General features: G+C 55.7%; 12 protein-coding genes. 7 read left to right on the top strand and 5 right to left on the bottom strand.

Going from position 1 to position 14,635, the window contains the following annotated elements:
• Nucleotides 1–2: 2 nt before the first annotated feature.
• A complete protein-coding gene (tal, locus tag JFT66_RS01575) occupies nt 3–929 on the bottom strand; it encodes a transaldolase (protein WP_034118711.1) in 927 nt (308 codons plus the stop codon).
• Between the two features lie 404 nt (nt 930–1,333).
• Between tal and JFT66_RS01570 the strand changes: the two genes are divergently transcribed.
• Nucleotides 1,334–2,083, top strand: coding sequence for a hypothetical protein (locus JFT66_RS01570; protein ID WP_034118712.1), 750 nt, complete (start codon nt 1,334–1,336; stop codon nt 2,081–2,083).
• Nucleotides 2,084–2,162: 79 nt separating this feature from the next.
• Here JFT66_RS01570 and dusA read toward each other — a convergent pair whose 3' ends face one another.
• On the bottom strand, nt 2,163–3,158 hold the full coding sequence (gene dusA / locus JFT66_RS01565) for a tRNA dihydrouridine(20/20a) synthase DusA (RefSeq protein WP_034118713.1): 996 nt from the start codon (nt 3,156–3,158) through the stop codon (nt 2,163–2,165).
• Nucleotides 3,159–4,055: 897 nt separating this feature from the next.
• Between dusA and JFT66_RS01560 the strand changes: the two genes are divergently transcribed.
• Nucleotides 4,056–4,505: a GNAT family N-acetyltransferase gene (locus JFT66_RS01560; RefSeq protein WP_198809589.1), complete on the top strand. Its 450-nt coding sequence runs from the start codon at nt 4,056–4,058 to the stop codon at nt 4,503–4,505.
• 230 nt (nt 4,506–4,735) lie between these two features.
• Here the strand turns inward: JFT66_RS01560 and JFT66_RS01555 are convergent, their stop codons facing one another.
• Together JFT66_RS01555 and JFT66_RS01550 are read right to left on the bottom strand one after the other, a co-directional pair.
• Nucleotides 4,736–5,239, bottom strand: coding sequence for a GNAT family N-acetyltransferase (locus tag JFT66_RS01555; RefSeq protein ID WP_198858639.1), 504 nt, complete (start codon nt 5,237–5,239; stop codon nt 4,736–4,738).
• A gap of 198 nt (nt 5,240–5,437) precedes the next feature.
• Nucleotides 5,438–6,061 (bottom strand): LysE family translocator, encoded by a 624-nt coding sequence (locus tag JFT66_RS01550; protein ID WP_034118716.1) that lies wholly within the window; start codon nt 6,059–6,061, stop codon nt 5,438–5,440.
• A gap of 64 nt (nt 6,062–6,125) precedes the next feature.
• Here JFT66_RS01550 and JFT66_RS01545 point away from each other — a divergent pair, with 64 nt between their 5' ends.
• The 3 genes from JFT66_RS01545 (at nt 6,126) to JFT66_RS01535 (ending at nt 9,378) form a co-directional block, all read left to right on the top strand.
• A complete protein-coding gene (locus tag JFT66_RS01545; protein WP_198858638.1) occupies nt 6,126–7,040 on the top strand; it encodes a LysR family transcriptional regulator in 915 nt (304 codons plus the stop codon).
• A gap of 482 nt (nt 7,041–7,522) precedes the next feature.
• Entirely contained in the window at nt 7,523–8,350 is an 828-nt protein-coding gene (locus tag JFT66_RS01540; protein WP_034118717.1) for an oxidoreductase, read from the top strand.
• Between the two features lie 14 nt (nt 8,351–8,364).
• Nucleotides 8,365–9,378, top strand: coding sequence for an AraC family transcriptional regulator (locus JFT66_RS01535; protein ID WP_034118718.1), 1,014 nt, complete (start codon nt 8,365–8,367; stop codon nt 9,376–9,378).
• A gap of 210 nt (nt 9,379–9,588) precedes the next feature.
• On the opposite strand, the gene JFT66_RS01530 is transcribed toward JFT66_RS01535, so the two are convergent.
• Nucleotides 9,589–11,919, bottom strand: a complete 2,331-nt coding sequence (locus JFT66_RS01530; protein ID WP_233096981.1) for a TonB-dependent siderophore receptor — start codon at nt 11,917–11,919, stop codon at nt 9,589–9,591.
• Nucleotides 11,920–12,476: 557 nt separating this feature from the next.
• On the opposite strand from JFT66_RS01530, the gene JFT66_RS01525 reads away from it, so the two are divergent.
• Both JFT66_RS01525 and JFT66_RS29710 read left to right on the top strand, forming a co-directional pair.
• Nucleotides 12,477–14,120: an ABC1 kinase family protein gene (locus tag JFT66_RS01525; protein WP_153870537.1), complete on the top strand. Its 1,644-nt coding sequence runs from the start codon at nt 12,477–12,479 to the stop codon at nt 14,118–14,120.
• 176 nt (nt 14,121–14,296) lie between these two features.
• Entirely contained in the window at nt 14,297–14,590 is a 294-nt protein-coding gene (locus JFT66_RS29710) for a DUF6124 family protein (RefSeq protein ID WP_332875110.1), read from the top strand.
• Nucleotides 14,591–14,635 lie beyond the last annotated feature (45 nt).

Below are 14,635 nucleotides of genomic sequence, written 5' to 3'. Positions count from 1 at the left end.
CTTTACAGCTTGGCAGTCAGCAACGCTTCCAGCTTCTCCTGATCCCGAGCAAACTGGCGAATCCCCTCCGCCAGCTTCTCAGTTGCCATCGCATCCTCGTTGGACTCCCAACGGAACTGCGCTTCAGTCAGATGCACACGGGCCTCACCGGCATGGCCTGGCGACAACTTACGCTCCAGCTTGCCTTCATCCGCCGCGAGTTTTTCCAGCAGGTCCGGGCTGATGGTCAGGCGGTCACACCCGGCCAGCTCCTCGATCTGGCTCAGGTTGCGGAAGCTCGCACCCATCACCACGGTCTTGTAGCCGTTGGCCTTGTAGTAGTTGTAGATGCGCGTCACAGACTGCACGCCCGGGTCATCGGAACCGGTGTAGTCGTTACCGTTGGCTTTCTTGTACCAGTCGTAGATACGGCCCACGAACGGCGAAATCAGGAACACGCCTGCTTCGGCACAGGCGACGGCCTGGGCAAACGAGAACAGCAGGGTCAGGTTGGTCTGGATGCCTTCTTTTTCCAGCTTCTCTGCGGCGCGGATGCCTTCCCAGGTGGAGGCGATCTTGATCAGCACGCGGTCACGGCTAACGCCGGCTTTGTCGTACAGGTCGATCAGACGGTGCGCACGCTTGAGAATGGCGGCTTCGTCGAACGACAGGCGCGCATCCACCTCAGTGGAAATACGGCCTGGCACCACTTTAAGGATCTCTTGGCCTACCGCCACCGCGAAACGGTCACTGGCCAGGCCCACGTCGCCGTTGCAGTCCTGTACACACTCATCCAGCAGCTTGGCATAGCCAGGGATCGACGCAGCCTTGAGCAGCAGGGAAGGGTTGGTAGTCGCGTCTTGCGGCTTGAGCTTGGCGAGGGTGGAAAAATCGCCGGTATCGGCTACGACGGTGGTGAATTGCTTGAGTTGTTCCAGCTTGGAAGTCATGGGCGTGCTCTGTCCTGTGGGTCTGATGACATTACCCGAGCGCTGGCAGGCGCTCAAGGGCGCAAATGCGTTAGGTCGTTTGCGAGGGCAATAACCTGGAAACGGCCGTTTGAAAGACCGGCTGTGCTGCTAAATAGGAGGGCAAAATCGGGGGGAGGTTCAATTTGAGTCGAGGTCAGGCGTATGACAGCTTTTATATAATGATTTTCAATATTCTGAAGTTGTGAAAACTTTATTTTCTTTAAGTTTGCTTGTTCCTGTTTTTGCCTGTGCTATACCTGATTCGCAGACGCTAAATATGCCGATAAAAACTCTGAAGACTTAACTGTTCGCGGCGAAGCGTGTGTGTGCCTTCCCATTAATAATCTGTTTGTTCGCTAGTGAAAAAGCAAAGGAGAGATGTGATGAAACGGAATGTATCAACGCTAGTCGCTGCCATGGGTTTTATATGTTCAACAGCGGTATTTGCCGACGTAACAGTGCAGCAGGCCCTTAACGCCGGTTGCTACGATAACCAACAAATGCGTGAAATCATTGATACCGCCAAAGCTGGCAAACCCATAGGGAGTCGCACCCTTGAGAAGGAAAATGAACTGACCTCAACCTATGGGGCGAAGATCACTGATTCCAGAGTGACGGCGCCTGCTACCTGGGTGTACCGCGCGTACGAAGGGGCAGACACCAACAATTGGCACGTCCAGAAGCTGAAGGCAGGCGTGATCTATGCCAAGGCCCAGAATGACCTGGACAAATATATTAAAAACGGCGGTACACCGGAAAAGTACTGGGCAATCGATGGGCCTGACCTGCACCAACCAGATTTCCCCAGTGCCACTTACACGACAATGCGCCTGCTCGCGTTACAGTCCAGCGACACTCCGCAAAGCCAGTTTGTAAGTTTTGCACTGGATTACGCTACCACAGGAACCTTTGGAGAGGCGGTGTATGCACTTCAGGTGAATCCGAATTCACCCATTCTAGGGCTGGTTAACTGCAAGACTGCCGGTGGCGAAGTTCAAGTTCAAATTCTTGGTGGCACCACGTTCGACACGCTTTATCGAAAACTTAGAACGGAGAGTGTCTGGAAACGATATGACCGCAAGACCGACACATGGATAGCCGTACCCAATGGAACAGTGCCGGAAAAACTGTAAAACCGCAGCAAGGGCCGGCAGTTAATGCCGTGCCCTTGCACGTGATAAAAGTGTGGGAGGGGGCTTGCCCCACTGACACTCACCGCCCTTCCAACAGCCCCGCCGCCTGATCCAACAACGCCAACGGATCCGCCGCCTTGTGAATATCCACCGACAACATCTGCCGAAACTTGCGTGCACCAGGGAAACCCGTCCCCAGCCCCAACACATGCCGCGTGACGTGATGCATTGAACCACCGGTCGCCAGATGTTCCGCGATATACGGCCGCAACTGCGCCAATGCCTGCGCCCGACTGATCACCGGCGCCTCACTGCCAAACAACTGCTGATCCACCTCTGCCAGCAGATACGGATTGTGATAAGCCTCCCGGCCCAGCATCACCCCATCAAACGTCTGCAAATGCTCACGGCATTGCTCCAACGTCTTGATGCCGCCATTGAGATTAATTTCCAGCTCAGGGAAATCCTGCTTCAACTGCGCCGCCACGTCATAGCGCAACGGCGGAATGTCCCGATTCTCCTTCGGCGACAACCCCTCCAGAATCGCAATCCGCGCATGCACGGTAAAACTGGTGCAACCCGCATCCTTCACCGTCCCGACGAAATCACACAACTCGGCATAACTGTCCCGGCCATTGATCCCGATACGGTGCTTCACCGTCACCGGAATCGACACCGCATCGCGCATGGCCTTCACGCAGTCCGCTACCAGGGCAGGGTGAGCCATGAGGATTGCGCCGATCATGTTGTTTTGCACCCGGTCGCTGGGGCAACCGACGTTCAGGTTCACCTCGTCATAGCCCGCGGCCTCGGCCATGCGGGCGCACGCGGCCAAATCAGCCGGAACACTGCCACCCAACTGCAGCGCAAGCGGGTGCTCGGCTTCGTTGTGACGCAGGAAGCGGTCATGATCGCCATGCAGGATCGCGCCGGTGGTGACCATCTCGGTGTAGAGCAGGGCGTGTTTGGAGAGCAGGCGCAGGAAGAACCGGCAGTGGCGGTCGGTCCAGTCCATCATGGGAGCGACGGAGAAGCGGCGGGACAGGGCTTGCGGTGGAGCTATGACTGAGGGCATTGGGATCTGGGATGGATAATGCGAAGGGTGGGCAGTTTATCAGGAATGGGTCGGAGGGGGGCTGGGTGTTGATCGTGCGTCGCGAGACCCAAATGTTAAATAAATCTGTCCTCTTTTTGGTCCCCTTTTTTGCACAGCGTCAGATGTCGGCGTTGGCAGTGGGTGTCGGGATTGGCGCTACAGGCACTTGCAACAAAAAAACGCTCGGGGTTCTTTTAAGTTCTGGAGGGGCTGGTTTCCCGGAGTATCGAATTGTGAGGACAATACTAAATACGCTGACGCATGATAAACTCTTAGGAAGTCACACAGATAAACGATAAGAGTTCGAACAGCATGCTGACATTTTTTAAAGGGGAATCCCAAGGTTTAAAGGTTGCGCCTCGCTGGCCATCCTCTAAAGTATTAATTGAAAAAAATGTATTTCTTAAGTTGCTTGAAGTCCAGTCAAAACTTCCATCATCCGTTAAGCTATTGCTCGTTCGTGGATATGAAAATAAAAGTAGCAGGCTTGGTATATTTAGGCACATGTCAAGATGGCTAGGTATCAAGCTATTTTGCACATGCTACCCCAGTCGAAAGAGCGAGGTGGGTGATATATTTGGCTCCAATGGGCATGACGTGGATGGTTCTCATGTAGATGTGTCAATCGTTCTGAATGGAAAAAGACTGCGATTCTTGCCCCTGGGAGTCTTTACATCGTTGAGTCTTCAACAGCGTAGAGCGGAGGAGCACCTCGCTGTTATTAAACACGTCAAAGGAGAACTTGAGCAGTGCGGCTTCAGTATTCATCACAACCAAACAGAGAGCATGCAAATCCATTGTGACTTCAATGGGTAAGCTGGGAGTGCTTCTGTTCTCCAGGAAACTGCTCTGCTAATCATAACTAAAGGGTAAATAGTGAATATTGAAGTCAGCGTTGTGGCAAAGAACTCGCAAGGAATTTTGACCGCTATGCTGGTCGATTACTTACATGAGCTGGGCGTAGATACAGCGTATCCGTACCTCCCACTTTACTGGGAGGAGCCTGAGAGGCACCCCTATTTTATTCTTGTGAATGGCAAGGTTGCTGGATTTGCTCTTGTGAGAACATTGAGCGATGCGCCCTTGTTTGAGATGGCCGAGTTTTTTGTAGCAGAATCATATCGCGGCGACTCAGTCGGAAGAGCGGCGGTGCGTACACTCTTCAAATTACACGCAGGAGCCTGGCGAGTTTCAACCATGATTGACAATATGAACGGATTAAAATTTTGGCGGGCAGTCGTGCCAGCGGATACGCCAGTTAGTCGCATCGAAGAGCCGGGCGAAGCCCCTTATGTACTGTTGTTATTCAACACTTCCAAGTGCTAGATTGTCTCGCCGTATGCCACTCAACCACAGTTGATTTCATCAGCACCATTGAGTGGGCCCAATAGCAGCAGAGTCTTTTGCAAAGCTCGGTCGTAAAATTAAAGAACCGTGCCTTCAAAATGGCTCCAGCGGCGTCGAACGTCAGCACACACAGCTGCGCGACTCGGCACCGTAGAGACAGATGATAACCATCCAGAAACGGACGTCACACAACACTAAAAGCTCTCGAACTAACGTAGACGAGCCATTGCAAGTGCATCGACAAAGACACCGTCACGAACCGCATACTTTCGCAATGTCCCTTCAACTTCAAATCCAAATTTTTGGTAGAGGGATTTAGCGGCATTGTTGTCCGAGTAGACTGTTAGCTCTACCCGGTGAAGATTCATCCAGTTATCAGCAATCTCCAAAACGGCCCCCATCAATTGGCTCCCTACACCTTTGCCGTGCCAAGCTAGCGCGACACCCATATAGATTGAGCCGACATGGCTTTGTCGGATTCGTGAATACTGGTCTAACACAATATTACCGATGACTTTGCCTTTGTGGACTGCCACTAATTGGACTCGACGTTCATCGCAGCCAGATAGACGGCTTCGCCATATATCATTTGGTTGATAAGGCATCTGAAGTACTTGACGGCATACCGTTGGCTCGTTGTAGAGCGCTGTTACACCTTCGACGTGCACCTCTGTAAATCGCTCAATAACTATTTCTTCGAACGAGGTGGTCACTTTACATCATCCTCTAGAGGGGGTATGGCAGCGCAGTGTAGTAAATTAAGGTGATAAATGGCTAGTTTTGCTGCCAACAATGTCAACGTGAGTCACCCCGAGTTTTTAGATAGATCCCACTGACTGCTTTTGGCCGGTTGCTGCCCTTTGCGACAGCCCTCAATCGGCCAAAAGCAGACATTCTTTCAAGGTGCGAGATTACAAACGCGACGGCCCGGTTACTACTGTCAGCAGAATACCGAACCCGACCAGAAGTCCGCCAAACACGCGGTCGATCCAATGGCGCACAGCCAGCAATCTATTCCGTACAGGGCCTGCGGAAAAGCAAAGCGCTACTAGGCTGAACCACGCAACATGCGCCACTGAGATAATAGCCCCATAACCTATCTGTACTGCCAAAGGCGTATCAGGGCGAACCACCTGCATGAATAAACTGATAATGAAGATGGTGGTCTTGGGATTTAGCACGTTGGTCAGGAAGCCGGTGCGCATTGCAGCTAGATCCGATAGCGATGCTAAGCCTCTGTCGACTGATACACGGCTGGGCTTGGATCGAAGCATCTTCACGCCTAGATAAACCAGGTAGACCGCCCCGATGAGCTTGATAGCATTGAATAGCCAGAGTGATTGCTGAATTACCAGACCCACGCCCACGAGGGTGTACGTAACATGCACAAGGACACCCAACCCTATGCCTAATGCTGTCAGTACCCCAGCGCGCCGCGAGAGAATAAGGCTGTTGCGCGATACCATGGCAAAATCCGGGCCTGGGCTGATAACGGCGAGTAGGGTTATCGTGATTACGGCTAACAATTCGGTCATGTCGTATTCTGTATAATTGCAGGATTTACGAGATAATACTGAACCCCATGCTTAGTTGATAACGATGATTCCTGATAGAAATGGTGAGCCAGACTCACAACCACGCATGCCTTCGCTGATTGCATTGCGCTGCTTCGAAGCAGCGGCTCGCCTAGAGAATTTCAGCAGGGCAGCAGAGGAGTTACATCTGACTCCGGGCGCGATCAGTCGCGCTGTACGTCTGCTGGAGGACGAGCTTGGCATTCCGTTGTTCGATCGGCGGAGCAGGCGTGTGTACCTGAACGATGCGGGTTGCAAGTTGGCGAAAGCTGTCGGCAAAGGCATGGATCTGATGCGCCAGGCTATTAGCGAACTACGTGTCAGTGCTCGACAAGAGCGGCGCTGGGTACTGTCTTGTGAGCCGACACTGCTAATGCGATGGCTAGTTCCACGCTGGTCAACCTTCCAGGCTCGGCACCCCGACATCAACGTACACCTCGTAGCTGGCGGGGGGCCGTTCAGCTTCGCCAACGGTATCGACCTCGCCATCCGGCGTGATGATTTTCCTTGGCCCAACAGCTACCACGTCGAGCCTCTTTTCGCGGAAAAAGTGGGACCAGTTTGCCGCTCCGATAAGGCAGCAGCTTGGTTCACCAAGAAGAAGACGGGCACCGTGATTAAGGCGACCGCACCGCGTCTGCATACCCGCTCGCGTCTAAGTGCTTGGCATGAATGGGCGTCAGCTGTAGGCGAGTCTCCACCCGATACGACAGGGCAAACCTTTGAGCACTTCTATTTTAGCTTGCAGGCTTCTGTGGCAGGCCTGGGTGTGGCAATCGGGCCGTGGCATCTAGTGCGAGACGATTTGGAGACGGGTGTCTTAACTGCTCCATTGGATTTCGTGGAGGATGGCTCACGCTACTGCCTGTTATCCCCTGAGCCGTTGCGGCCTGATAGCCCTCAGGCCGACCTGCTGGAATGGCTGCGGACGTTGGCATAGCTGGATACGAGAATTGGTTGGCTTGCTTAGCTACCGCTATTACCGCGGTGCGACGGAAAAGCGGCGGGAGAGGGAGCGGTTTGTAGGGGCCTGGGGAATCTGAGTCAATGAGGCGAATGGGGTGCAGTGCATCAGGGATGGATCTTGGGTGTGGGAGAGGCGTGAGCCGTGTCTCTCACCACTTCGCACTTAGCGGTGCAGCGTGTGGAATATGCCAAGGATCCGAAGGCGCTATTTCGTCAGATAATACGGTTTGACCCCCGACATCTCCAGATTACTTGAACAGTTCACAGGCGTTCGCGTACTACACCTATGTTTGGTTGGGGCCGATGTCGGTTGTTTGTGGGGGGAAGTAGCGGAGCTTTAGTGTCGACGACTTCGAGTTGGCGTCATTGGCATGCCAACTGGCGTGTCTTACCAATGCCTCTCTCCTGACCTGGCGATAACCTTCACTCACATCGAGTCAGGCGCAGGTTTGTTCCATGAAGCAATCAAGTCGAGTAGTACTGGTAACGGGCGCTTCTTCCGGGATGGGGAAGGCTTTCGCGCAGGCTTTGTTGGGGGAGGGCATGGTCGTTTACGCCGTCGCCCGGCGCGTGGATCAGATGACGGAACTGCGCCGGTTGGGGGCGATTACACTCGCGATGGATATCACTAGCGAGCAGGATGTGGAGCGAGTCGTTGCCCACATTAAAAGTCAGCACGGTACGGTAGATGTGCTTCTGAATAATGCCGGCTTTGGATTATACGGGGCGATGGAAGACACCCTGATCGATGACGCCCGCTACCAATTCGAGGTGAACCTGTTCGGGCTTGCACGACTGACGCAGGCCCTGCTGCCGGGTATGCGTAGCCAGGGCAAAGGTCTCATCATCAATATCTCCTCCATGGGGGGCAAGGTCTACACCCCGCTAGGCAGTTGGTATCACGCCACCAAACATGCTCTGGAAGGATGGTCGGATTGTTTGCGCCTGGAGCTTCGACAGTTCGGTATCAACGTGGTCTTGATTGAACCGGGCGCGATCGACACCGAGTTTGGGGCTGTCATGCTGGAACCCATGCTTCGCCGCTCGGAAAACGGTGCTTACCATGCCATGGCCCAAAAGGTCGCCGCTGCCACGCGGCAGTCGTATAAACCCGGGTCGCTGTCCAAGCCCCAGGTAATCGTCGACCTGGTGTTGAAGGCTGTGCGTAGCGCCCATCCCAAAACACGCTATGTTGGGGGTAAATATGCGCGGCCACTGATGACCATCCGCAAATGGCTGGGTGACCGGATTTACGACAAGCTAATGATAGCTATGGTGCGGTGACAGGAGCGAGACCTATGAGGCCTGCTACGCAGTTTTCGGTGCATCCGGGGTGGGCGTTGCTCATTGCTGATCTCGGTGCGAACGTTGCCGATGTGCTGAGGCTTGCCAAGCTTCCCGATGACCTTTTTGCCAGGCCAGATGCGAGCGTGGACCCGATAGAGTATTACCAGCTTTGGCTCGCACTGGAGCAGTTGACCCAAGGGCAAGAACTGCCATTGATCATAGGCAAAGCGATTACCGCCGAAGCGTTTGACCCTCCCATATTTGCAAGCTTGTGCAGCCCGAACCTGGAGGTCGCCCTGCGGCGACTTGCCGGCTATAAAGCGCTGATAGGGCCTCTGGTGTTGCGCATTGAGCAGCAAGCGGCCTTCATGGCGGTGAGTGTAGAGTTTCCGAGGGGTGTGCCGTCATGGCCTGCCAGCACCGTAATGACGGAGCTTGTGTTTTTTACTCAACTGGCTCGCCTGGCAACCCGTCATCGGATCTGCCCAATACGTGTGCAATTACCGACGCCGCCCGATGATTGCGGCCCTTACGAAGCGTTTTTCGGCTGCGCTGTCACGGTGGGCCCCAAGCCTTCAATCAGGTTTAGCGACAGTGATTCAAAGCGGCCTTTCCTGACCGCGAACCAACCCATGTGGGTGTTTTTTCAGCCGCTGCTGGACAAGCGCTTAAGTGAATTGGGCGCCGCGGCCAGCGTACGCAAGCGTGTGCAGGGGGTGCTGCTTGAGTTATTGCCAAGCGGCCAGGCGAACATCGATGCGGTCGCGCAACGGCTAGCGACGAGCAAACGCTCCTTGCAGCGTGCGCTGGAGCTTGAAGGCAGCAGCTATCAAAAGTTGCTGGTGGAGACGAGGCGCAGACTTGCCGAGCATTACTTGAGCCGTTCGCAAATCAGCGTTGCTGAAGTAGCGTATCTGTTGGGTTTTGAGGACGGAAACACCTTCCACCGTGCGTTCAAATCGTGGTCAGGCATCACACCTGGAGTCTACCGTTCTCAATGGTCAGGCAACGTTTTTTACTCCTAGTGTTTTTAGAAGATGATTTTCTACATCTTGTCGTTTGGATAACACCTCAGATCTCAAGGAGATAATTGCGCCGTATATCGTGGTTAAAACCCTGCATGGATTGAGCATTTCGCTAAATACATCTGTCCCCTGCTATGCGCAGCAAGGGGCTGTTTTCCGCCTGCGCGACCTGCCCGCGTCCATCCCTGGACGCGAGCGAGGGGCTGCCGCTTAGAAGCTGTAGCGGGCAGTCAGCTTGAAATTGCGTGGGTCGCCGTAGATGTCGTAAGGCTCATAGCCGCCATTGGCGACGCTGGAGTAGTACTTACGGTCGAACAGGTTGTTTACGTTGAACTGCAGATCCAGATGCTCGTTGGCCTTGTAGCCCGCCACCAGGCCGGCGACTGTGTACGAGCCCTGCCGGTTTTTCCATGCACTGGTACCGCTGCCACCCGAGGTGCGGATCTGGCTCTGCTGGTAGAGATCACCGCCAATGCGCCAGCGGTTCAGGTCGCCGGACAGGTTGTAGATCGTGGACACCTTGAACATCTGACGCGGCAGTCGGCGGTTGAAGTCCTGGCCTTCCAGGGAGGTGTCGGCATCGGTGACATATTTGGTCTGGGTGTAGGTGTACCCGCCGGCCAGTTGCCAGTTTTCGGTTAGGGCGCCCTGGACTTCCAGGTCAATGCCTCGACTGCGCACCAGGCCGGAAGCCTGGTAGCACGAACTGACAGGGGTGGTACCGCAGCCTTTGACATCAGGCAGTTCCTGGGCGCGGTTGTTCTGATCGATCTGGAAGATTGCGGCACTGGCGTTCAGCGCACCACCAAAGTATTCGCCCTTGATGCCCACCTCGTAGTTCTCACCCTCGATAGGCTTGATCACTTGTCCGCCGAGGCCTTTTTCGGTCTGCGGCTTGAAGATATCGGTGTAGCTCACATAGACCGAGTGATTGGCATCCAGGTCATAGACCAGGCCGGCATAACGGGTCAGGTTGCGCGTGACCTTGTAGTTGCTTTCGGGAGTTTCCCGGCTTTCGAATTCGTACCAGTCCAGGCGGCCGCCGAGAATCAGCGACAACGGCTCGGTCAGGCGCAGGCGGGTGCTGGTATAGAAGCTGTCCTGAGTCGTGGTCTCGGGACGCAGGGTGCGCCCCTTGGTGATCTCCGGCTTGGTATGACCCCGTGGATCCCACCCGAAGAGATCGACGTTACTGTCGATGAAACGCTCCCAAAGCTTGCCGGTGCGGTAGTCCAGCTGACGTTTGCTGGCGCCCACGGTGAAGTCATGTTCCATACCCAGTAGCTGGAAGGGGCCGCTGAGCGCCAGGTCGTAACCTTTTTCCTTCTGCTCCATGGCTTGCGTCCACAGGTAGTGGCGGTTGTACCCCCAGATGGAAGAGGCCAGCACGTCTGTGTTGGTCGTCGCCTGCATGGCGGCCATGCGCAGCTTCCAGTCATTGGCGAAGCCATGCTCCAGGGTCGCGAAATAACCGGTGGTGCGGTTGTCCATGTATTCATAGTCATGGCCCAGAAAGGTGTCGCGTGGCAGGCCTAGATGGCCGCCACCGCGGGCCATAGGCAGCCCACCCCAGACGTAGTTGGTGTAGTCCTTCTGCCGGTAGGCACCCAGCGTCAGGGTGGTGGTATCTGTCAGGTCGGCGTCGACTACGCCGTAGTACAGGTCGGCATCACTCTCGACCGACTCGCGAAAGCTTTTCGAGTCCTGCTTTGAGAGCACGGTCCGGGCGCGTAAGGTGCCGCTGTCATTGAGCGGGCCGCCGACGTCCAGGGTGCTGCTGTAATTGTCCCAGCTACCGGCACTGCCGGTGAGCGTGGCCTGGAACTTATGGGTCGGGCGCTTGCGTATCAAGTTGATGGCGCCAGCGGGGCTGCCGGCGCCCTGAGCCAGGCCGGTGGCACCGCGAACGATCTCGACGCGGTCATACATCGCCAGGTTGGCTTCGCTGCTGGGTATGTAGGTGAGGAAACTGGTGGGGAAACCGTCGTACAAGATGGTATCGACGTCGAAACCACGCGCGCTGAACGTGGGCCGCCCGGCGCCGCCGGAGGTATTCAGAAATACACCCGGCGCACTCTTGGCGACATCGCTGAGGGTGGTCATGGCCTTGTCGTCCATGCGCTTGCGCGTGACCACGCTGACCGACTGCGGCGTTTCACGCAAGGTGAGTGGCAGCTTGGTGGCAGTTTGCATGGCCCCCGTCGTGTAGGAACCGCTGTTCTCGGTGGTCTCGCCCAACTGCTGAGCGGTGATTGCGGTCTCACCCAGCTGCAAGGCGCCGCCTGATTCAACAGCCTTCTCCAGCGTCACGCTACCCTCAGCGGTAGGCCGCCAGGTCAAGCCGCTGCCGCTCAACACTTCAGCCAGTGCGGCCTCCGGTTCTTTGGAGCCGACTACGCCGGGGCTGTTCTTGCCCGATACCAACGAGCCATCCACTATCACCCGCAAACCGCTCTGAGCGGCCAGGCGATTCAGCGCGCTTGCCAAGGGCTGTGGTGTGATATTGAACTGATGAGGATCGGCAGCCGCCAGGTCGGACATCAGCACACACAGCATGGTAAGCGGCGCTACGGGCAAAAATTTTATGCGCGAAGCTCTATACAGCGGACGGTACATCGGCGCCTCCCCCTAAATACGAAGAATTATCGTTCTAGGTAGTGAGACGGACCAGGCACCAACAACCGTAAAAAATAATTGTAATATTTTGGGTGGTCGCTAGAGACGGCGGTTCGTGCAGTGCTCGAGGTTCATAAGGACGGCGCGCAGCTAGCAGCACACCGCTAGAAACCTGCCTCCCCAACACATCCACCGCCAGCGGCTTGGTCAACGCTCCCACACAGGGCGATGGCCGATGTCACTGACGCTGTACCGGCGTACTCGGAGTCGGAAAAGCTCATGTGGCTAATGCGAGCTTCTGGGCTGGCAAACGCGAATGAACGCTGCCTTGCAGCCCCCCGTATTACCCGAAAATTCAAAGCCCAAGCGGTCAATCAACTGATCGAAAATGAGCTGCGAGTGTCCAAAGGTGCATCCAGGCACCGAGTGCTGGAATTTCGCTGTTTGCACGACACGATAGAAAAACCTGGGGGCTACCCGCTATGCTCGAATCGACTTGGACCGCACTCAAGCACCATCAACGAGTGCGTGAAATTGTTACTGTCCTCGCCAGTTTCGGGGCTCAGGATGTGCTATTCCGTCTGGGCCTGGGACGGCTGGTGGGGGGGGCTGAGCCCGTCGCCAGCCAACCAACTGACGAGGGCACCCCACAGCGCGTGAGGCGAGCATTGGAGGCGTTGGGGCCAACGTTTGTCAAGCTTGGGCAGATCCTTGCAAGTCGCGGCGACATCTTGCCGGCATTGTGGATCGAAGAACTCGAAAACCTGCACAGCGGCGCGGCAACGTTGACTTGGGAGCAGTTGCAAGGCCAGGTTCTTGAAGACCTTGGTGCTGAGCTTGATCAGGTGTTCGCCGAGTTCAATACCACTCCTCTTGCGGCAGCGTCGATTGCCCAGGTCTATCGCGCGCGCCTGCTCAGTGGTGAGGACGTGGTGGTCAAAATTCAGCGTCCTGGGTTGCGACGTAAAATGACTGCCGACCTGCAACTGCTGGAAAGCGTCGCCCTACTGATTGAAGACAACGGTGCTTTGGCGCAGTACCAACCGCGCAAGATGGTCCGACAACTGGCTCGAGCGATGTTGGAAGAGCTGGATTTCACTCAGGAAGGCCTTAACTGTGACGCCGTAGCGGCTAATTTTTCGCAGCAGCCGCACATTGTCATCCCGCGTATTTATTGGGCCCATAGCAGCGAGCGGCTGCTTGTACAGGAATACCTTCCCAGCTATACCCCACTGGAGCGCCAAGCTCTGATCGAGCAAGGCTTGGACCCGAGCCTGCTGGCCAGCCGTGGCGCAAGTGCATTTATAAAAATGCTCTTGGAGGACGGTGTGTTCCATGGTGATCCGCACCCAGGCAACCTCAAGGCCATGAGTGGTAACCGTGTCGGTTTTATCGACTTTGGCATGGTTGGTCGTCTCGATGAGCGCCGACGCCTGGAGGTGATGAGCTTCATGCGCGCATTGACCGAGAACAATAGTGATGCGCTGGTGACTGTGCTAATCGACTGGAGCGGCAATGGTGTGCAGAACGTACCCGCCATTGAACAGGCCGCTCGCGAATACATTGCGCGCCATGGTGGCAAGGCATTGAACATGAGTGCGCTCATTGAAGACTTTCTTGATTTGATGCGCGAGCACCAATTGCTCTTACCGCCTGATTTGTTGGTGCTGTTCAAGGCACTGGTGACTGCCGATGGTGTGCTGACGCGTCTGGACCCGGAATTAGACCTTATCGCCACAGCCAAGCCGGCCATCGTCAAAATGCTCCGGGAGCAATTGAGTTGGAGGATGACTAAGCGCCTGGGCCTCGATGGCCTTGAATTGGGACGCGGCCTGTTGGGTGAGTTGCCGCAACTGGCGCGACTTCTAGTCAACCGGCTCAAGCACGGAGTCCTGGAAGTGCGCATGGATCTGCCTGGGCTAGAGCGTCTGGAGCGCTCATTGCGCCTGGCCTCCACAAGGCTGTCCTTAGCGTTGCTGATCAGCGCCTTGGTGATTACCTTCGGTCCGCAGATCGCTGCAGTGGGGCCAGTGTGGGCGGGCTTGCCGATGCTCAGTTGGCTGGCGGCGATTGCCACGGCGGGTGGTCTGGTGGCGTTTTTGTGGAGTTTGTTTAAAAGTTCTTAATTGGACTACGAAGCTCAGGGACTGATCCCGTTGATCAGTAACAGTCCTCTCCTTTCTTGGATGCACGGAGTATTCGGTACTCAGGGCACCTCGGTGCGCCGGGTCCTTAGCCCTGGTCTTCCACACCTGCGTACAGCTGCCACCTCTCATGTGGAAGTGAGATTGGTAGTTCCTGAATAGTTAAGGAGCTTCGCCATGTACAAGATCACACCTACGACGCTGCGCCCGCCGAACGTCCAAGCAACAACCTATACCTCGTAAACCCAACCATCGACCCCGACACCCTCCTGGCCAACGCCGCCGAAAATCTCGCATCCGCCAACGAAATGGCCGCTACCTTGGCTTTCGATCTCGACGACTCCCAACGCGCCATCGCCCTGGGCATTCAGCAGTTAATCGAGTTGAGCTCGCTGCTTGTTGACCGAGCCCAGGAACAAGTTGCGCCTGTAGCGGCCTCAGTCAAAGCCTGACAATCAGCCCCGCCGCCTTACCCCAAGGCGGCAACCTGAACTCAT

Origin of the sequence: Pseudomonas sp. MF6755 (genome assembly GCF_016405635.1) — a bacterium.
Lineage (GTDB): Bacteria > Pseudomonadota > Gammaproteobacteria > Pseudomonadales > Pseudomonadaceae > Aquipseudomonas > Aquipseudomonas haemolytica.
This window is presented reverse-complemented; position numbering and strand designations above follow the sequence as displayed.

Coding starts and splice junctions, on each gene's coding strand:
- tal (WP_034118711.1), bottom strand. CDS start 929: ATGACTTCCAAGCTGGAACAACTCAAGCAATTCACCACCGTCGTAGCC.
- JFT66_RS01570 (WP_034118712.1), top strand. CDS start 1,334: ATGAAACGGAATGTATCAACGCTAGTCGCTGCCATGGGTTTTATATGT.
- dusA (WP_034118713.1), bottom strand. CDS start 3,158: ATGCCCTCAGTCATAGCTCCACCGCAAGCCCTGTCCCGCCGCTTCTCC.
- JFT66_RS01550 (WP_034118716.1), bottom strand. CDS start 6,061: ATGACCGAATTGTTAGCCGTAATCACGATAACCCTACTCGCCGTTATC.
- JFT66_RS01545 (WP_198858638.1), top strand. CDS start 6,126: ATGATTCCTGATAGAAATGGTGAGCCAGACTCACAACCACGCATGCCT.
- JFT66_RS01540 (WP_034118717.1), top strand. CDS start 7,523: ATGAAGCAATCAAGTCGAGTAGTACTGGTAACGGGCGCTTCTTCCGGG.
- JFT66_RS01535 (WP_034118718.1), top strand. CDS start 8,365: ATGAGGCCTGCTACGCAGTTTTCGGTGCATCCGGGGTGGGCGTTGCTC.
- JFT66_RS01530 (WP_233096981.1), bottom strand. CDS start 11,919: ATGTCCGACCTGGCGGCTGCCGATCCTCATCAGTTCAATATCACACCA.
- JFT66_RS01525 (WP_153870537.1), top strand. CDS start 12,477: ATGCTCGAATCGACTTGGACCGCACTCAAGCACCATCAACGAGTGCGT.